This is a genomic window from Stenotrophomonas rhizophila, assembly GCF_007667275.1.
GTDB classification, from domain to species: domain Bacteria; phylum Pseudomonadota; class Gammaproteobacteria; order Xanthomonadales; family Xanthomonadaceae; genus Stenotrophomonas; species Stenotrophomonas maltophilia_AE.
Genome location: NZ_VDQT01000004.1, coordinates 30,174 through 47,191, shown reverse-complemented (window position 1 = coordinate 47,191; position 17,018 = coordinate 30,174). Strand labels below are relative to the sequence as shown.

16 protein-coding genes and 1 pseudogene are annotated in these 17,018 nt (G+C 67.9%); 8 read left to right on the top strand and 9 right to left on the bottom strand.

Annotated features, from left to right (window positions below; translation table 11 throughout):
* Positions 1–3: 3 nt before the first annotated feature.
* Positions 4–1,347, top strand: coding sequence for a tRNA uridine-5-carboxymethylaminomethyl(34) synthesis GTPase MnmE (gene mnmE, locus FSZ13_RS13220; RefSeq protein ID WP_145480459.1), 1,344 nt, complete (start codon positions 4–6; stop codon positions 1,345–1,347).
* A gap of 175 nt (positions 1,348–1,522) precedes the next feature.
* The gene (locus tag FSZ13_RS13215; protein ID WP_145480457.1) at positions 1,523–2,557 is read left to right on the top strand and encodes a glycerophosphodiester phosphodiesterase; all 1,035 of its coding nucleotides are present in this window, start codon (positions 1,523–1,525) and stop codon (positions 2,555–2,557) included.
* 150 nt (positions 2,558–2,707) lie between these two features.
* Here the strand turns inward: FSZ13_RS13215 and FSZ13_RS13210 are convergent, their stop codons facing one another.
* Positions 2,708–3,487, bottom strand: a complete 780-nt coding sequence (locus FSZ13_RS13210; protein ID WP_145480455.1) for a rhomboid family intramembrane serine protease — start codon at positions 3,485–3,487, stop codon at positions 2,708–2,710.
* 97 nt (positions 3,488–3,584) lie between these two features.
* Positions 3,585–4,541 (bottom strand): TerC family protein, encoded by a 957-nt coding sequence (locus FSZ13_RS13205; RefSeq protein WP_145480453.1) that lies wholly within the window; start codon positions 4,539–4,541, stop codon positions 3,585–3,587.
* A gap of 277 nt (positions 4,542–4,818) precedes the next feature.
* Here FSZ13_RS13205 and FSZ13_RS13200 point away from each other — a divergent pair, with 277 nt between their 5' ends.
* The gene (locus tag FSZ13_RS13200; RefSeq protein WP_145480451.1) at positions 4,819–5,991 is read left to right on the top strand and encodes a class I SAM-dependent rRNA methyltransferase; all 1,173 of its coding nucleotides are present in this window, start codon (positions 4,819–4,821) and stop codon (positions 5,989–5,991) included.
* Positions 5,992–6,126: 135 nt separating this feature from the next.
* Positions 6,127–7,392: a dipeptidase gene (locus FSZ13_RS13195; protein ID WP_145480449.1), complete on the top strand. Its 1,266-nt coding sequence runs from the start codon at positions 6,127–6,129 to the stop codon at positions 7,390–7,392.
* A 32-nt stretch (positions 7,393–7,424) separates the two neighbouring features.
* Here the strand turns inward: FSZ13_RS13195 and FSZ13_RS13190 are convergent, their stop codons facing one another.
* From FSZ13_RS13190 to FSZ13_RS13180, 3 genes and pseudogenes are all read right to left on the bottom strand, one after another.
* Positions 7,425–8,855: an amino acid permease gene (locus tag FSZ13_RS13190; RefSeq protein ID WP_145480447.1), complete on the bottom strand. Its 1,431-nt coding sequence runs from the start codon at positions 8,853–8,855 to the stop codon at positions 7,425–7,427.
* Positions 8,856–9,054: 199 nt separating this feature from the next.
* Entirely contained in the window at positions 9,055–9,690 is a 636-nt protein-coding gene (leuE, locus tag FSZ13_RS13185; RefSeq protein ID WP_145480445.1) for a leucine efflux protein LeuE, read from the bottom strand.
* 21 nt (positions 9,691–9,711) lie between these two features.
* A pseudogene (locus FSZ13_RS13180) lies at positions 9,712–10,676 on the bottom strand (LysR family transcriptional regulator); the annotation flags it as partial.
* Between the two features lie 88 nt (positions 10,677–10,764).
* On the opposite strand from FSZ13_RS13180, the gene FSZ13_RS13175 reads away from it, so the two are divergent.
* From FSZ13_RS13175 to FSZ13_RS13160, 4 genes are all read left to right on the top strand, one after another.
* Positions 10,765–11,772, top strand: a complete 1,008-nt coding sequence (locus tag FSZ13_RS13175) for a zinc-binding alcohol dehydrogenase family protein (RefSeq protein WP_145480441.1) — start codon at positions 10,765–10,767, stop codon at positions 11,770–11,772.
* Between the two features lie 66 nt (positions 11,773–11,838).
* A complete protein-coding gene (rmuC, locus tag FSZ13_RS13170) occupies positions 11,839–13,302 on the top strand; it encodes a DNA recombination protein RmuC (RefSeq protein ID WP_145480439.1) in 1,464 nt (487 codons plus the stop codon).
* A gap of 92 nt (positions 13,303–13,394) precedes the next feature.
* Positions 13,395–13,769, top strand: a complete 375-nt coding sequence (locus tag FSZ13_RS13165) for a hypothetical protein (protein ID WP_145480437.1) — start codon at positions 13,395–13,397, stop codon at positions 13,767–13,769.
* A 57-nt stretch (positions 13,770–13,826) separates the two neighbouring features.
* Positions 13,827–14,387, top strand: a complete 561-nt coding sequence (locus FSZ13_RS13160; protein ID WP_145480435.1) for a glutathione peroxidase — start codon at positions 13,827–13,829, stop codon at positions 14,385–14,387.
* A gap of 104 nt (positions 14,388–14,491) precedes the next feature.
* On the opposite strand, the gene FSZ13_RS13155 is transcribed toward FSZ13_RS13160, so the two are convergent.
* The 4 genes from FSZ13_RS13155 to mlaD are packed head-to-tail and all read right to left on the bottom strand — an operon-like array spanning position 14,492 to position 16,997.
* Positions 14,492–15,511 carry an MlaA family lipoprotein gene (locus FSZ13_RS13155; RefSeq protein WP_145480433.1) on the bottom strand — a complete coding sequence of 340 codons (1,020 nt, stop codon included), beginning with the start codon at positions 15,509–15,511 and terminating at the stop codon, positions 14,492–14,494.
* Position 15,512: 1 nt separating this feature from the next.
* Positions 15,513–15,824 (bottom strand): STAS domain-containing protein, encoded by a 312-nt coding sequence (locus FSZ13_RS13150; protein WP_145480431.1) that lies wholly within the window; start codon positions 15,822–15,824, stop codon positions 15,513–15,515.
* Positions 15,814–16,476: an MlaC/ttg2D family ABC transporter substrate-binding protein gene (locus tag FSZ13_RS13145; protein WP_145480429.1), complete on the bottom strand. Its 663-nt coding sequence runs from the start codon at positions 16,474–16,476 to the stop codon at positions 15,814–15,816. Before FSZ13_RS13145 ends, FSZ13_RS13150 begins: the two co-directional genes overlap by 11 nt.
* On the bottom strand, positions 16,473–16,997 hold the full coding sequence (gene mlaD, locus FSZ13_RS13140) for an outer membrane lipid asymmetry maintenance protein MlaD (protein ID WP_145480426.1): 525 nt from the start codon (positions 16,995–16,997) through the stop codon (positions 16,473–16,475). The genes FSZ13_RS13145 and mlaD overlap by 4 nt, the downstream gene beginning before the upstream one ends.
* Positions 16,998–17,018 lie beyond the last annotated feature (21 nt).

Here is a 17,018-nt window from a genome sequence, read left to right as displayed (position 1 = left end):
ACCATGAACGCCGCCACCGACACCATCGTTGCCATCGCCACCGCGCCTGGTGCCGGCGGCGTGGGCATGCTGCGCGTGTCCGGCCCGCAGGCGCTGCGCATCGCGCGTGCGCTGGGCTGCCCGGCCCTGCAACCTCGGCACGCACATTACGCGCGCTTCCGCGATGCCGCCGGTGAGGTGCTGGACGACGGCATCGCGCTGTATTTCCCCGGTCCACGCAGCTTTACCGGCGAAGACGTGGTGGAACTGCAGGGCCACGGCAGCCCCGTCGTGCTGCAGCAGCTGGCCAGCCGCTGCATCGCGCTCGGTGCGCGGCAGGCGCGGCCCGGCGAGTTCAGCGAACGCGCCTTCCTCAACGGCAAGCTCGACCTGGCCCAGGCCGAAGCCATCGCCGACCTGATCGCCGCCAGCGATACCCGCGCCGCGCGCGCCGCCCGGCGTTCGCTGGACGGCGTCTTCTCACGCCGCGTGGAGGACACCGGCGAACAGCTGGTGCGGCTGCGCATCCATGTCGAGGCCGCCATCGACTTCGCCGACGAACCGCTCGACACCCTAGGCGGCGACCAGGTTCGCCAGGGACTGGGCGACGTGTTGCTGGCGCTGGCGACGCTGCACGACGACGCCGAACGCGGCCGCCGCCTGCGCGATGGCCTGCACGCCGTGCTGGTGGGTCCGCCGAACGCCGGCAAGAGCTCGCTGCTCAACGCGCTGGCCGGCAGCGAACGCGCCATCGTCACCGACATCGCCGGCACCACCCGCGACACCCTGCGCGAAACCATCCGTATCGACGGGCTGGAACTGACCCTGGTCGACACCGCCGGCCTGCGCGAGGGCGGCGACGCCATCGAACGCGAGGGCATGCGCCGCGCGCGCGCCGAGATGCAGCGCACCGACCTGGCCATCATCGTGCTGGATGCGCGGGAGCCGCAGGCCGGGCATGCGGCGGTGGCCGACGCCATTGCCGAGGTGCCGCTGCAGTTGTGGGTGCACAACAAGAGCGACCTACTGGAGACGCTGCCCGCGGATATCGATGACAACGTCGTGCATGTCTCGGCCGCTACCGGCCAGGGCCTGGAACGGCTGCACACGCGCCTGCGCGAGCTGGCCAGCGGCAGTGCCGGCGACAGCGTGGAAGGCGAGTTCTCCGCCCGCGCCCGCCACGTGGAAGCGATCACCCTGGCCATCGGCCATGCCGAGCGCGCCGAAGCCGAGCTGGTACATGAGCACCTGGAGCTGGCCGCCGAAGAGCTGCGCCTGGCACATGAGGCGCTGGGGGAGATCACCGGGCGGATGAGCGCGGATGACCTGCTGGGGCGGATCTTCTCGAGCTTCTGTATCGGGAAGTGACGCGCGGGCTGCATTTACAACCATTCTTTCCCCTGTAACACCGCACTGTCACAATGCCGCACGTCTTTTCCGGCCCAGCCGATTCGGCGGGCGGTACCAACAGGGGTGTGCAGTGTCGAAGTCGTCGTGGGGTTGTGCGTTGCTGTTGTCGCTGGCCGTGGCACCATCGGGAGCCATGAGCGCTGAATCCCCTCCTCCCGCGTCGAAGGCGGCGGTGTACGGTCACCGCGGCGCCAGTGCGCTGCTGCCCGAACACACCCTGGCCGCGTACGCCCAGGCCATTGCCGATGGCGCCGACTACATCGAACCGGACCTGGTGATGACCAAGGACGGCGCGCTGGTGTCGCGACACGAGAACGAGATCAGCGGCACCACCGACGTGGCCGCGCATCCTGAATTCGCCGACCGCAAAACCACGAAGACCATCGATGGCGAACGCGTCGAGGGCTGGTTCACCGAAGACTTCACCCTGGCCGAGCTGAAAACGCTGTACGCCCGGGAGCGGCTGCCGCAGCTGCGCAGCACCGCGTTCGACGGCCAGTTCCGCATTGCCACGCTGGACGAGATCATCACCTTCCTGGTCCAGCAGGCCGGCCGCGCCGGGCGCGGGATCGGGCTGGTGCCGGAGATCAAGCACGGCACCTACTTCAAGGGAATCGGCCTGCCGATGGAAGACCTGCTGGTGAAAACCCTGCAGGCCAACCCGTATACCCGCGTGGCCCCGGTGACGATCCAGTCGTTCGAAGTGGGCAACCTGCGCTACCTGCGCAGCACGCTGGGACGCGACAGCAACATCCGCCTGCTGCAGCTGCTGGGCGACCCGAAGCAGCAGCCGGGCGATGTGCTGGCGGCCAAGGGCAGCCAGCGCTATGCCGACATGATCACCCCGGCCGGGCTGGACCAGATCGCCGGCTATGCCGATGGCATCGGCCCCAACCTGCGCATGGTGATTCCGCTGGATGCCACCGGTCGCCTCGGCACGCCGACCACGCTGGTACGCGATGCGCATGCCGCCGGCCTGCTCGTGATGCCGTATACCTTCCGCCCGGAAAACCCGTTCATGGCCGCCGAGTTCCGCAAGGGCGAGGCCAATGCACGCAATCCGGACGGCTCGGTGGCGGAGATCCGGGCCTACCTGGCGACCGGCATCGATGCGTTCTTCACCGATGATCCGGCGTTGGGTCGCAAAGCAGTGGACGCCACCCCGTAAACCACGCCTGGCCGGTAGGTACCGACCGTTGGTCGGTACGGAAAACGATCGGCACGCAGCGCATCGACCAACGGTATGCCCGCCGTTGGCGGGCACCCTTCGGGCCGTCGCAAGCGACGTTAGGAACGGCATTACCGTTCCTTGCGATGCCTACCGGGAGGGATCCGAATCCCGCGGGCGGAACGGCAACACGACGAAATCCTGCCCTTCGCGCGGCTGCCACAACACCGGCACGCGGTGCGGGGAGGGCGGCTCGAGGTCGCTGTCGCGCTGCACGTCCAGCTCGTCCTCGTCTTCCTCTTCCCAGCTGTAGCGCTTGCGCGGGGCCATCGGGTCGGAGAGACGGAACAGCAGCGCGCTGACGATGCCGGCCAATGCGCCGCCCATGTGCGACTGCCAGGACACGCCCGGCTCGTGCGGCAGGATGGTGATCAGCATGCTGCCGTAGAACAGGAAGGCAATCAGGCCGGCGGCAATGGCCGGGCGGTCGCGGCGCAGCAGGCCGAGCACGAACACCAGGAACATCAGGCCGTGGGTGATGCCGCTGGCGCCGAGGTGGCGGCTGCCGATATCGCCGAGCAGCCAGGCGCCCAGGCCCGAGCCGATCCACAGCAGCGGGAAGGCCCGCAGCGTTGCCTTCGGATAGACGCTTCCTGCCAATGTGCCAAGAATCAATAGCGCAAAGCTATTGGCAGCGAGGTGCTGCACCGAGCCATGCAGCAGCGGCGCACCCAGAATGCCCAGCAGCCCCGCCGATTCCAGCGGAGCGACGGCCCATGGCCGCCAGTCGAAGTGGTCCTGCGCGGTGAACACCGCCACCAGCACCAGCACGAAGGCCAGGCTGAGGTTGAACGCCCGCATCACGCGACCGCGGTCGGTGCGGGGAGAAACCGGCGGCTCGCCGGCAGGCAGGGGCAGATTGGCGTTCATACGCTAGGGATTGCGACGCGCAAGCCTGAACACAAGGGCAACGCGACGGGAGAGAGAGGTGCCGCCGACGGGACAATCCCGCCGGCGGCGATCAGGGTTACGCCTCGCCGGTCTTCGGCGGGTTCTTCAGGCTCAGCACCACGGTGGTAGCGATGATCAGCGCCACCACGCCCAGCGAAATCGGGGTGGGGATCTTGAAGATGTCGATCAGCATCATCTTGATGCCGATGAACGCCAGCACGAGGGCCAGGCCATACGGCAGCAGGTGGAAGCGATCGGCCATGCCGGCCAGCAGGAAGAACATCGCGCGCAGGCCCAGCACCGCGAACACGTTGGAGGTGAGCACGATGAACGGGTCGGTGGTGATGGCGAAGATGGCCGGGATGCTGTCCACCGCGAAAATCACGTCGGTCACCGCGATCAGGATCAGCACCACGAACAGCGGGGTGTACCAGCGCTTGCCATCGCGCATCACGCTCATGGCATTGCCGACATACTCGGGCAGCAGGCGCAGGTGCCCGCGCATCCAGCGCAGCGCCGGGTTGGCTTCCAGATCCGGCTCCTTGCCGGCGGAGAACCACATCTTCCACCCGGTGAAGAGCAGGAACGCGCCGAACACGTAGAGCAGCCAATGGAACTTGGTCAGCAGCACACTGCCGGCGAAGATCATGATCGTTCGCAGCACGATGGCACCCAGGATGCCGATGATCAGCACCTTCTGCCGCTGTTCCTCAGGCACCGCGAAGTAGCCCATGATCATCAGGAACACGAAGATGTTGTCCACCGCCAGGGCCTTCTCGACCAGGTAGCCGGTCAGGAACTCCAGGCCCACCTTGTTGGCCACCACCTGGCCGGCGGTCTCGTTCAGGTAGTACCAGAGGCCGCCGTTGAAGGCCAGCGCCAGTGCGACCCAGCCGACCGACCACCACAGGGCCTCCTTGAAGGTCACCTTGTGTGGCCCGCCGTGGCGCATCAATACCAGATCGACCAGCAGCGCGATGATCACCACCGCGCCGAAGCCGCCCCACAACCACAAATTACCGATCGTCTGCATGGTCTTGTCCGTTGAATGAATGAAATGCCTCAAGCCGGACGGCGAGGATCTGCAACGGAGGATCGGAGGGGATCCGGGGACAGAGCTTCGCCATGCGGCGAAGGTCTCGCTCGCAGTCCCACCGGGTGGGACTGCCGTTGCACCGGAGCCTGCGGGCTCGAATTGACGGCGACAACGTCTGGGAGCTACTCCCCTTCTGGCGCCGATTCTGCGGGCTGAATGGGCTGCCGTCAAATCGGCGGCCTGCCGGGCGCTGGCGCCCGTCTACAATAGGCAGATGAATACTGTCCCCACTCCCGTAGTCCGCCTCAAGAACGCCTGGCGCTCCAGCCACCCGTGGATTTTCCAGAAGCTGGTTGAAAAGCCTGCCGTCCGCCCGAAACCCGGCGCCATCGTCGACGTGGTCGGCGTGGATGGGGAGTGGATCGGGCGTGGCTTCTACAACGGTCATTCGCGCATCGCCGTGCGTATCCTCGAGACCGACCAGCGCGTCCCCGTCGATGCCGGCTGGTTCTCGCGGAAGATCGCCCAGGCGGTGTCGCTGCGCCGTGATGTCCTGAAGCTGGACACGGTGTCCGACGCCTGGCGCGTGGTCCACAGCGAGGGCGATGGACTGTCCGGCCTGGTGGTGGACCGCTACGGCGACCTGGTGGTGGTGGAGTTCTTCGCCGCGGGCATGTTCCGCCACCGCGAGTGGGTCTACGAGGCGCTGCGCGAGCAGTTCCCGGGCTGTCGCTTCCACAGCTTCGCCGACGAACACGTGCAGAAGCAGGAAAGCTTCGACTTCCACGGCAACACCACCACCGAAGCGGCGGTAATTACCGAGTACGGGGTGAAGTTCCGCGCCGACCCGGCCGGTGCGCACAAGACCGGTTTCTTCGCCGACCAGCGTGAGAACCGGCAGTGGCTGAGCCAGGAAGTGGAAGGCAAGTCGGTGCTCGACCTGTGCTGCAACACGGGTGGCTTCGCGGTGTATGCCGCCGCGCGCGGTGCCTCGGACGTGCTGGGCATCGACATCGACGAAGACGTGATCGCCATTGCCAAGGGCAATGCACGCCTGAACAACGTGCGCCCGCGCTTCGTGCAGTCCGACATCTTCCCGTGGCTGCGCGACGCGGCCAACCGCGGCGAGCAGTTCGACGTGGTGATCCTGGATCCGGCCAAGATGACCCGCGATCGCGACCAGGTGATCACCGCGCTGAAAAAGTACCTGGACATGAACAAGCTGGCTTTGGGCGTGGTCAAGCCGGGCGGCCTGTTCGCCACGTTCTCGTGCACCGGGCTGGTGTCCGAAGAGCAGTTCCTGGACATGCTGCGCCGCGCGGCGTTCTACTCCGGCCGCACCATCCAGATCCTGAAGGTGTCCGGCGCCGGCCCGGACCATCCGTTCATGGCGCACGTGCAGGAATCGCGTTACCTGAAGGCCGTGTTCTGCCGCGTGCTGGATTGATTCCGGGGTGCCGACCCACGGTCGGCACGCAGGGTCCGTAGCGCCACGCCCTGCGTGGCTGCGCGGATATGATCGAAGCCCAGCCACGCAGGGCGTGGCTCTACGATCTTCGACAACCCAATGAAGAGAGGCGTCATGACGTTGCGCAGTCTGTCCCTGCTGGTGTCGCTGGCGCTCTGCGCCCCGCTGTCCGCCCATGCCATCGAGTTCTCCGCGCAGGAGCTGGCGCGCGCTGCCACCCTGCAGAAGAAGCTGCTCACCCTCGACAGCCACCTCGACACGCCGGCCAACTTCCACCGCGACGGCTTCAACATCGCGCAGCGGCACGACCACAACGCGCTGTCGCAGGTGGATCTGCCGCGCATGCGCGACGGCGCGCTGGACGGTGGGTTCTTCGCCATCTACACCGACCAGGGCGACCGCAGCCCGGCCGCACACCGCCAGGACCGTGACGCTGGCTTGCTGCGGCTGATGGAAATCCGCGAAATGCTGGCCGCGCATCCCGACACCTTCGCGTTGGCGCTGACCGCTGCCGACGCCGCGCGCATCAAACGCGAAGGAAAGCGCGTGGTCTACATCAGCATGGAGAACGCCAGCCCACTGGTCGACGACCCGTCGCTGCTCGGCTTCTACCACCGGGCCGGGCTGCGCCTGCTGAGCACCGTGCACTTCGCCAACAACGAATTCGCCGATTCGGCCACCGACCCCAAGGGTGCCGAATGGAAGGGCCTGAGCCCGGCCGGCAAGGCGCTGGTCGACGAGGCGGTACGCCTGGGCATCGTCATCGACCAGTCGCACGCATCCGATGCGGTGTTCGACGACCTGATCCAGCGCATGCCGGTGCCGTTCGTGCTGTCGCACAGCTCGGCCAAGGCAATCTACAACCACCCGCGCAATCTCGATGATGCGCGGCTGAAGCAGCTGGCGAAGGCCGGCGGCGTGATCCAGGTGAATGCCTACGGCGGCTACCTGATCGACACCGGCAAGAACGATGCCCGCAAGCAGGCCGAAGACACGCTGATCAAGCAGCTGGGCGGCGATTACGACGGCATGGCCATCGAGCAGGGCGTTGCCCTCAAGAAGGGCCTGGCGGAGATCGATGCGCGCCTGCCGCTGCGCAAGGCAACACTGGACGATTTCTTCGCCCACTTCGAGCACATCCTGGCCGTGGTCGGGCCCGAGCACGTGGGCATCGGCCTGGACTGGGATGGCGGCGGCGGACTGGCCGACCTGCAGGACGTGAGCGAGCTGCCGAAGATCACCGCGTGGCTGCTGCGCAAGGGATATACCGAGAAGCAGATCGCAGGGATCTGGGGTGGCAACCTGCTGCGTGTGCTGCAGCAGGCGCAGGATCATGCGGCGCAGAAGCGCACCACCAACGGTGGCGCGCTACCGAGGTAGGTACCGACCGTTGGTCGGTACCCCCCAATGCTTCAACGGCCGATCAATGCATTGCGTCGGCTGTACAGGAAATACACGGCCAGGCCGATCACGTTCCAGATCAGGAAGTACAGCTGGGTGCTGCTCGGCAGGCTGATGAACAGGTAGATGCAGCCCAGCGCCGCGGCCGGGCCGATGAACCAGGCGATCGGCGTGCGGAAGGTGCGCTTGGCGTCCGGCGCACGACGGCGCATCACCACCAGGCAGATGCCCACCGCGGTGAAGGCCGCCAGCGTGCCGGCGTTGGCCAGCGCGGCGATCTCGTCGAGGCGGGCGACGCCGGCCAGGGCGGAGACCACGGCGGCGCTGAACAGGGTGGTGGCCACCGGCGTGCCGGTGCGCTTGTTCACCGCCGACAGACCGCGCGGCAGCAGGCCGTCGCGGCCCATGACGAAGAACACGCGGCTCTGCCCGAACAGGAAAGCCAGCAGCACGGTCGGCAGGGCGATGATGGCCACCACGCCGATGACCGCCGCCGCCTTGGGCTGGCCCAGTTCGCGCATGATCAGCGCCAGCGGTTCGGCGCTGCTGCCGAAGATCGCGTAGCTCATCGCGCCGACTGCCGCCAAGGCCACCAGCATGTAGATGATCGTGCAGCCGACCATCGAGCCGATGATGCCGATCGACAGGTCACGCCCCGGGTTCTTGGTTTCTTCCGCGGCCGTGGAGATCGCATCGAAGCCGTAGAAGGCGAAGAAGATGATCGCGGCCGCCGCCATCACGCCGCGCTCCACGCCATCCGGACCCAGCGACTTGGCGAACCCATGCGGCATGAACGGGTGCAGGTTGGCCGAATCGAACGCGGGCAGCGCCACGGCGACGAACACCGCCAGCGCGATGATCTTCAGGACCACCAGGATGGCGTTCAGCGTGGCGCTTTCCTTGGTGCCCAGCATCAGGCCGCCGGCCACCACCCAGGTGATGACCACCGCGGGCAGGTTGAACACGCCGCCTTCCACATGCGGACCGGCGGACAGGGCCAACGGCAGCCGGATGTCGATGCCGAAGTTGCCGTGCATCCATTCCAGGAACCCGACGAAATAGCCGGACCAGCCCACGGCGACCGTGCTGACGACCAGCGAGTACTCCAGGATCAGGCTCCAGCCGACCACCCACGCGAAGATTTCGCCGAGCGCGGTGTAGCTGTAGGTGTAGGCGCTGCCGGCCGCCGGCATCATCGTCGACAGTTCGGCGTAGGACAGCGCCGCGCAGGCGCAGACCGCGCCGGCGATGGCGAAGGAGATCAGCACCGCCGGCCCGGCCAGGTTGGCGCCCACGCCGATCAGGGTGTAGATGCCGGTGCCGACGATCGCGCCGATGCCCATGGCGATCAGGTGCGGCCAGCTCAGCGTACGGACCAGGCTCCTGCCGGCTTCATGGACGGTGACGGAATCGAGCGACTTGCGCCGTAGCAGCGATGACATGGAACCTCACAGGATGACTGGTATCGACAATTTCCCGAGTGTGACCGAACGCGGCGCAGCATTACTACTGCCGGGCGTCGTGAATCGCTTGACGATCATTTCAAATGATCGTGGCTGACGAATCCGGCACACATTGCCGGGCCGCTTGCGATTCCCCGCCCCTATTGCGCCACGTCGCTGTCGCAGGGGGACCCGGTCCTCAGCCGCTCACGCCGAGGCGCACGCCGAACCCGACCAGGAACACCCCGGCCACCCGTTTCAGCCAGACCCCCACCCGCGGGTGCTGGATGATCCGGCGCCGCAACAGGTTGCCCACCCCGATCAGCACCGAACAGTACGCCAGGCTCAGCACGAAGATCAGCGCCGCCATGGTCGCGAAGGTCACCACGCCCTGGTGCCGGGCCGGGTCGATGAACAGCGGCAGGAACGCCATGTAGAAGATGATGGCCTTGGGGTTGAGCAGGCTGACCAGGATCGCCTGGCGGAAGTACTGGCCGGGGCGCAGGCGGACGCCACTGCCGTCGTCATCGCCGCCGGCCGGTGTCGCCGGGCGCAGCAGGCCGATGCCCACCCACACCAGATAGGCGGCACCGAGATACTGCACGGCATGGAACACCAGCGGGTTGGCGCGGAGCAGCGCGGCCACGCCGGCCACCGCCAGCCACATCAGGATCTGGTCGCCCAGCAGCAGCCCGAACAGCGCGGTGTAACCGCCGCGCACGCCGCCGCGCCCGGTGGCGGTGAGCAGAGTGAAGGTGCCCGGGCCCGGCAGCGCCAGGAACACCAGCACGGCAACGACAAAGGTCCACAGGTCCTGGATGCCCATCCACGGCATGGCGGTGACTCGACTACAACGGGGGCCGCCATTGTCGGCTACCCGACCCGCCGCCGACAGCGTTACCGCGCACGTCCGGGCAGATCGGCCAGCATCGGCTGCAGGCGCTCGGCGCACAACGCATGCAGCTGGCGGATCGCGGGGGAAAACTGTTTGCGGTGCGGGCACACCAGGTTCAACGGCAGGCTGTCGCCTGCGCCCCCCATCAGCACCTGCAGGCGCCCGGCGCGGACATCGTCGGCCACATCCAGCCACGACTTGAACACGATGCCTTCGCCGGCCACCGCCCAGCGCCGCACCACGTCGGCGTCGTCGCAGACCAGCTGGCCGCGCACCGGCACCACCACGCGCCGCCCGTCCTGCTCGAAGCTCCAGCGGTCATAGGGCCGCCCGGCCAGCTGGTAGACCAGGCAGTGATGGTCCTTGAGCGCCTCCAGCGAGGCCGGGGTGCCATGCCGTTGCAGATAGGCCGGGGAGGCCACCAGCACGCGGCGGTTGTCCGGTGCCAGCGGCAGCGCCACGTAGCTGGCGTTGTCGAAGCGCCCCAGCCGGAAGGCGATATCCACCGGATCGCGGAACACGTCGGCGACCTGGTCGGACAACAGCAGCCGCAGCTGCAGCCTGGGGTGGGCGGCGCGGAACTCGGTCAGCCACGGCAGCAGCACGTTGCGGCCGAGGTCCGACGGCGCCGCCACCTGCAGCACGCCGCGCAGCTCGGCATCCTCGCCGCGTACCCGTGCCTGCGCTTCCTGCAGCGTCGCCAGCAGGTCCTGCGCGTAGGGCAGGTACAGCACGCCTTCGGCAGTCAGGCGCAGGCTGCGCGTGGAGCGCACGAACAGGCGCAGGTCCAGCTCGCGCTCCAGCCGGGCCACCGCAGCGGCGACCTGGCCGGGCAGCAGGTCGGCCTCGCGCGCTGCGCTGGAGAAGCTTCCCAGCGCGGCGGTGCGGACGAACAGCTGCAGATCCTCGAAGCGGACCATTTTCATTCCAGGAGTGAAAGTGCTGCTGCATTCTGCGCCTTTCCGGCCCTGACGGGGCAGGCGAAGCTGGGCGCCTTCTCCAAGGATCTCTCCCATGAAAGCCATCGCCTATACCCAGCACGGCCTGCCGATCGCCGACCCGGCATCCCTGGTCGACATCACCCTGCCGGTGCCTACCCCGGGCCCGCGCGACCTGCGCGTGCAGGTGCGCGCGGTCTCGGTAAACCCGGTGGACACCAAGGTGCGCCGTGGCGTGGCGGTCGAGGCCCCGCGCGTGCTGGGCTGGGATGCGGTCGGGATCGTCGATGCGGTGGGCAGCGAGGTGACCCTGTTCCAGCCCGGCGACGCGGTCTTCTATGCCGGCGACATCAACCGCCCGGGCAGCAACGCCGAGTACCAGCTGGTGGACGAGCGCATCGTGGGCCGCAAGCCGGCCAGCCTGGACGACGCGGCCGCCGCTGCGCTGCCGCTGACCGCGATCACCGCCTGGGAGCTGCTGTTCGACCGCCTGCGCATCGCCGAAGGCGGCGGTGAAGGCCAGACCCTGCTGGTGATCGGTGCGGCGGGCGGCGTCGGCTCGATCCTGGTGCAGCTGGCGCGCCAGCTCACCCGCCTGACCGTGATCGGCACCGCCTCGCGCCCGGATACCCAGGACTGGGTGCATGCCCTGGGCGCCCACCACGTCATCGACCATAGCGAGCCGCTCACCCAGGGCCTGGCGCGGATCGGGATCGAGAGGGTCAGCCACGTGGCCAGCCTGACCCACACCGACCAGCACTACGCGCAGATCGTCGCCGCGCTGGCCCCGCAGGGACAGCTGGCGCTGATCGACGACCCGGGCCAGCTGGACGTGATGGCGCTCAAGCGCAAGAGCCTGTCGCTGCACTGGGAGTCGATGTTCACCCGCTCCAGCTTCAGCACGCCGGACCTGCAGCAGCAGCACGTGCTGCTCGACCGGGTGGCCGAGCTGGTGGACGGCGGGGTGCTGCGTACCACCCTGGGCGAACATTACGGCCGCATCGACGCCGCCAACCTGCGCCGCGCGCATGCGCACATCGAAAGCCACCGCGCGGTGGGCAAGGTGGTGCTGGAAGGCTTCTGAGCTTCAGGGCAGCGGGAAGGCTGATCCGGCGCAGCGAATGAGACCGGCTCAGCCTACACTTCTTCCATGCAACCTGAATTCCTCATTCTCGGCGGCCTGCTCTGTGCCGTCCTCATCCTGCAGCTGGTGCTCCTGCTGCGGCGTTCCGGCCATGGCGAGCTCGAGCAGAGCCTGCGCGAAGAAGCGCGGGTGGGCCGCAGCGAGCTGCGCGAGCAGCTGGAAGGCCTGGGCCGGCAGCAGGACGCGCGGCTGGAAACTTTCGCGCGCGCGCTGACCGACCTGTCCACCCGCACCGACCAGCGCCTCGACCTGCTTCGCGACGCGCTGGGCGAAGACGCGCGCAAGGCACGCGAGGATGCCGGGCTGGCCCAGCAACGCAGCGACGCCCACATGGCCGCGCTGCGCCAGGCCGTGGCCGATGATGCCCGGCTGGGCCGCGAGGAAGCCACGCAGTCGCAGCAGCGGTTCGGCGAATCCCTGGGCCTGCGCCTGCAGGAGATGACCCAGCGCAACGAACAGCGCATGGGCGAAATGCGCGCCACGCTGGAACAGCAGCTGCGGAGCCTGCAGGCCGACAACGCGCAGAAGCTGGACCAGATGCGGGTCACCGTCGACGAAAAACTGCAGACCACGCTGGAAGCGCGGCTGGGTGCGTCGTTCCAGCTGGTGTCCGACCGCCTGGAACAGGTGCAGCGTGGGCTGGGCGAAATGCAGCAGCTGGCCACCGGCGTCGGCGACCTCAAGCGCGTGCTGACCAACGTCAAGAACCGGGGCAGCTGGGGCGAAGTGCAGCTGGACAACATCCTCGAGCAGACCCTCACCCAGGAGCAGTATGCGCGCGGGGTCAAAGTGCGCCCGGACAGCGGCGAGATGGTGGACATCGCGGTGCGCCTGCCCGGGCGCGGCCACGAGGACACCCCGGTGTGGCTGCCAATCGATTCCAAGTTCCCGCGCGAAGACTACGAGCGCCTGCTCGATGCGCAGGAACAGGGGGATGTGGACGGTGTGCGTGTGCAGGGCGCGCAGCTGGAACGCGCGATCCGGATCCAGGCCAAGTCGATCTGCGACAAGTACATCGTGCCGCCGCACACCACCGACTTCGCGGTGATGTTCCTGCCGACCGAAGGCCTGTATGCCGAAGTGATCCGCCGCCCTGGCCTGGTCGACCTGCTGCAGCGCGAACATCGCGTGGTGGTGGCCGGGCCGACCACGGTCACAGCACTGCTCAACAGCCTGCAGATGGGCTTCCGCACCCTCGCCATCGAACAACGCTCCAGCGAGGTCTGGAGCCTGCTGGGTGCGGTGAAGAGCGAGTTTGGCAAGTTCGCCGGCATTCTGGAAAAGGCCGAAAAGCAGATCAGCACGGTCGGCCGCAGCCTGGGCGAGGCCAGCCGCAAGACCCGCACCATCGAACGCCGCCTGCGCGGGGTGGAATCACTGGGCAGCGAGCAGACCGATCTGCTGCTGGGCGATGCCAGCGGCGACGACGACGAGGCCAGCGCGGACGACGTGTCAGCCGCGCAGGACTGAAACGCATTGCCGACACCCTGCATGCACGCGATCGGCGATGCTGGGTCGCGGCCACGTGCCTGCCTTCCTTTTCCTCCTCCAGGATTGAACCGATGCGTCTTACCCTGATGTTGTCCCTGATGCTCGCGCTTGCCGGCTGCAGCAGTTCGCCGAATGCCGGCGACACCGCCACAAACGCTCCCGCCGCCGTCGACAACGCCGATGCCGCCCGCTGCGCGGCTGCCGGTGGTGAACTCAAGGCGCTGGGACGGCTGCAGCGCGTGCAGTGCGTGGCGCCCTATGCCGATGCCGGCAAGGCCTGCAGCGCCAAGAGTGAATGCACCGGCCAGTGCCTGGCCCAGGGCGAGACCGAACTGGTGGCTGGCAGCAAGGCGCGTGGTGTATGCCAGACCGACGTGAGCCAGAACTTCGGCTGCCGCCAGCGCATCGACAACGGCGTGGCCCAGGGCACGATCTGCGTCGATTGATTTCCGCTTCGCGGGGCACATCTCCGGTGTGCCTCTTCACTCCGTACAGGATCTTCCATGAGCCAGACCGTCTACGACATTCCCGTTTCCACCATCGAAGGCCAGGCCAGTTCGCTGGCCGACTACCGCGGCAAGGTGTTGCTGGTGGTCAATGTCGCCTCCAAGTGTGGGCTGACCCCGCAGTACGAAGGCCTGCAGGCCCTGTATGCCGACAAGCAGGCTGCCGGCCTGGAAGTGCTGGGCTTCCCGGCCAACAACTTCCTGGCCCAGGAGCCGGGCAGCGACGCTGACATCCAGCAGTTCTGCCAGCTGGAATACAACGTGAGCTTCCCGATGTTCGCCAAGATCAGCGTGGCCGGCGATGACATCCACCCGCTGTACCAGCAGCTCACCCAGGCCCAGCCGGCTGCCACCGGCGAAGGTCCGATGCGCGAGAAGCTGCAGGGTGCGGTCGCCAAGTACCCGGACCTGGTGGTCAACCCGGCCCCCGGCGTGCTGTGGAACTTCGAGAAGTTCCTGGTGGGCCGCGACGGCAAGGTCATCGCCCGCTTCGCGCCCGACGTGCCGGCCAATGACCCGCGCCTGGTCGCCGCCATCGACGCCGCACTCGCGACCTGATTCCCCGCGACGTTGCGGCGCCCGCCGGTCACCGCCGGCCACGGCAGGTACCCACGGTTGGTGGGTATGCATCAAAAAAAACCCCGCCGAAGCGGGGTTTTTTCTCAGTTGCCCCAGTCGGGCATCGGCATCGCGTCGACCGGGATCGGCGCGGTGTCGTCCGCGTCCTTGCCGCGGGCATGGCGACCACGCAGGTCGTTCTGGATCTGGTAGTTGCGGCGCTGCAGCCAGGCATCGCGGGTCAATGCGTATTCGTCCACCGCGTTGTCGCGGATGTCGTCCAGGGCGAGCAGCTGCGAGCGCATGTCCACCAGTTGCAGGCCCTGCAGGGGGATGCGCACCTTGTCTTCTTCGATGGTGCGGATCGGCGAGAGCGGAATGTCGCCGGCCAGCCCGAACACGTCGCGCACGGTACGCGGGCCGAAGAACGGCAGCTCTACGTAGCGCGAGCTGCGCCAGCCCCACGCGCCCAGGGTCTGGCCGAAATCCTCGCTGCGGCGCGGTACCAGCGCGCGGCTGGCCGGGTCGAACAGACCACCGATGCCCAGCGTGGAGTTCATCACGAACCGGCCCAGGCTGTCCCAGGCATCCCCGGGGCGGCCCTGCAGCAGCTGGTTGGTGATGGTCACCGGCGCGCGCAGGTTGCTGAAGAAGTTGGTCACGCCGGTGCGTGCGAAGCGCGGCACGACGTGGGTGTAGGCGGTGGCCAGGGGCCGCGCGACGGCGCGGTCGACCACGTTGTTGAAGGCGTGCACGCGGCGGTTGAAGCCTTCCCACGGGTCGTAGGCCGATGTCGACGGCTCGCTGCCGTCGGCGCTCGGCGCCGGACCGCCATACAGCGCGGCGAAATCGTCTTCGGCGCCGGTCGGCGCGGTGCCGTTGTCGGCCGCAGGCGGGGCGGCAGGGGCGTCGCTGCTGGCGACCTCGGCCACAGGGGCGCCCTCGACGGCGACGGCGGCCGGGGGTGCCGCGGTTGCGCCCGCATCGGAAACCGGCGCCGCGGCATCGGTTTCCGCCGGGGCCACGGCCACGCTGGCCGGTGCGCTGTCGCGCGCCGGCTTGGCCGCGCACGCGCTGAGCGCGAGGGCCAGCAGGAGAAGGGAGGCGGTGCGTACGACGTTCATGTCAGCTCGCGGCAGAAAGGGCATTGAAATCCAGGGATGGCGCCAGCCGGTAGGCGGCGCTGAGTTCGTTGAAACCGTCAGGGGTGCCATGGATGACCAGCGTACGCCCGTCGGCACGGGCGCGTGCGGTCAATTCGGCCAACAGCGCCAGCCCGGCGCTGTCGATCCGGTCGACCTCGGCCAGGTCCAGCTGCGACACGCTCCCGGGCAGGGCCTGCAGCCGGGGCCACAGCGCTACCACCGCGTCGCGGTCGAGCACGCCGGTCAGGCGTGCGCGCGGACCGTCGATGCGCACGGTGGTCTTACTTGCCATTGGCCGCCGGCCCGGCCGACAAGGAGCCGCTGCGCAGGTCCGCCGCCACCGCCTTGATGCCCTTCTGGCGCAGCGGAGCGTCGAACTGGGTGCGGAAGGTCTGCACGTAGGAGATGCCTTCGATGTTCACATCGAAGATCTTCCACTGGCCGTTCACGTTGCGCATCAGGTACTCGACCGGGGTCGATTCACTGCCCGAGCGCAGCAGTTCGGTGGCGACCTTGACGCCACGGTTGCCCGGCAGCGGCTGCTCGCCCTTGAGGCGGAACGTCGGCTTGCCCTGGATGGAGAGCAGGACGGCGCCGTAGCGCTGCATCAGGCTGTCGGCCATGGCATCGGCGAACAGCTTCACGTCCGCATCCGACGCGCCACGCGCGTGGGTGCCCAGCACCAGGCGCGCCGCGTAATCACGGTCGAAGGTGCGGTTGAGCTCGCTGTCGATGTAACCGCGCAGCGCGGTCGGGCTCTTCTCAAACTCGGCCTTGCGCTGCTGCAGCGTGGCCAGGATCCGCGAACTGGCATCCAGCACGACTTTGCCTGCCTGCCCCTGCGGGGCGGTGGCAGCGGCCGGAGCGGCCTGGGCGAACGACAGCGAGGGCAGGGTGGCAAGCAGGGCCGAGGCGAGCAGGGCCGGAATCAGGGTCTTTTTCATTTCTGCGGTTCCGTTGCCGGCGCGTCGGCGCCGGGAGCATCCTGGGAAGCGGCGCCAGTGTTGCCTGCGCCGCTGAACATGTACTTGCCGACCATCTGGATCAGGTCCACGGCCGGCTGGGTGAAGACGATCTCGTCGCCCGACTTGAGCACCTCCGGGTCGCCGCCCGGCTGCAGTCCGATATAGCTCTCACCGAGCAAACCGCTGGTGAATATGCCGGCGGAGGTGTCGCCCGGCAGGTCCTTGTAGCGGGGGTCCAGCTTGAGGGTGACGATGGAATCGAAGCGGGTCGGGTCCAGTTCGATGTCGCCGACCTGGCCCACCACCACGCCGCCGATCTTGACCGGGGCCTGCTTGCGCAGCTGGCCGATCTGGCTGAAACGCGCCTTGAGTTCGTAGCCTTCGCTGCCGAAGCCCCAGCGCTGGTTGGTGGACGCCATCGCCAGCACCAGCAGCGAGGCCAACGCCAGCAGCAGGAAAGCGCCGACGGAAAATTCGAGTCTGGGACCGCGGATGGCCATGTTCATATCACCGTATTTGAA

Bases quoted from the DNA above. Each gene is read 5' to 3' on its own strand.
- FSZ13_RS13165 (WP_145480437.1), top strand. From the start codon at position 13,395: ATGCGTCTTACCCTGATGTTGTCCCTGATGCTCGCGCTTGCCGGCTGC.
- mlaD (WP_145480426.1), bottom strand. From the start codon at position 16,997: ATGGCCATCCGCGGTCCCAGACTCGAATTTTCCGTCGGCGCTTTCCTG.
- FSZ13_RS13215 (WP_145480457.1), top strand. From the start codon at position 1,523: ATGAGCGCTGAATCCCCTCCTCCCGCGTCGAAGGCGGCGGTGTACGGT.
- FSZ13_RS13205 (WP_145480453.1), bottom strand. From the start codon at position 4,541: ATGCAGACGATCGGTAATTTGTGGTTGTGGGGCGGCTTCGGCGCGGTG.
- FSZ13_RS13160 (WP_145480435.1), top strand. From the start codon at position 13,827: ATGAGCCAGACCGTCTACGACATTCCCGTTTCCACCATCGAAGGCCAG.
- rmuC (WP_145480439.1), top strand. From the start codon at position 11,839: ATGCAACCTGAATTCCTCATTCTCGGCGGCCTGCTCTGTGCCGTCCTC.
- FSZ13_RS13150 (WP_145480431.1), bottom strand. From the start codon at position 15,824: ATGGCAAGTAAGACCACCGTGCGCATCGACGGTCCGCGCGCACGCCTG.
- mnmE (WP_145480459.1), top strand. From the start codon at position 4: ATGAACGCCGCCACCGACACCATCGTTGCCATCGCCACCGCGCCTGGT.
- FSZ13_RS13175 (WP_145480441.1), top strand. From the start codon at position 10,765: ATGAAAGCCATCGCCTATACCCAGCACGGCCTGCCGATCGCCGACCCG.
- FSZ13_RS13210 (WP_145480455.1), bottom strand. From the start codon at position 3,487: ATGAACGCCAATCTGCCCCTGCCTGCCGGCGAGCCGCCGGTTTCTCCC.
- FSZ13_RS13145 (WP_145480429.1), bottom strand. From the start codon at position 16,476: ATGAAAAAGACCCTGATTCCGGCCCTGCTCGCCTCGGCCCTGCTTGCC.
- FSZ13_RS13200 (WP_145480451.1), top strand. From the start codon at position 4,819: ATGAATACTGTCCCCACTCCCGTAGTCCGCCTCAAGAACGCCTGGCGC.
- FSZ13_RS13195 (WP_145480449.1), top strand. From the start codon at position 6,127: ATGACGTTGCGCAGTCTGTCCCTGCTGGTGTCGCTGGCGCTCTGCGCC.
- leuE (WP_145480445.1), bottom strand. From the start codon at position 9,690: ATGCCGTGGATGGGCATCCAGGACCTGTGGACCTTTGTCGTTGCCGTG.
- FSZ13_RS13155 (WP_145480433.1), bottom strand. From the start codon at position 15,511: ATGAACGTCGTACGCACCGCCTCCCTTCTCCTGCTGGCCCTCGCGCTC.
- FSZ13_RS13190 (WP_145480447.1), bottom strand. From the start codon at position 8,855: ATGTCATCGCTGCTACGGCGCAAGTCGCTCGATTCCGTCACCGTCCAT.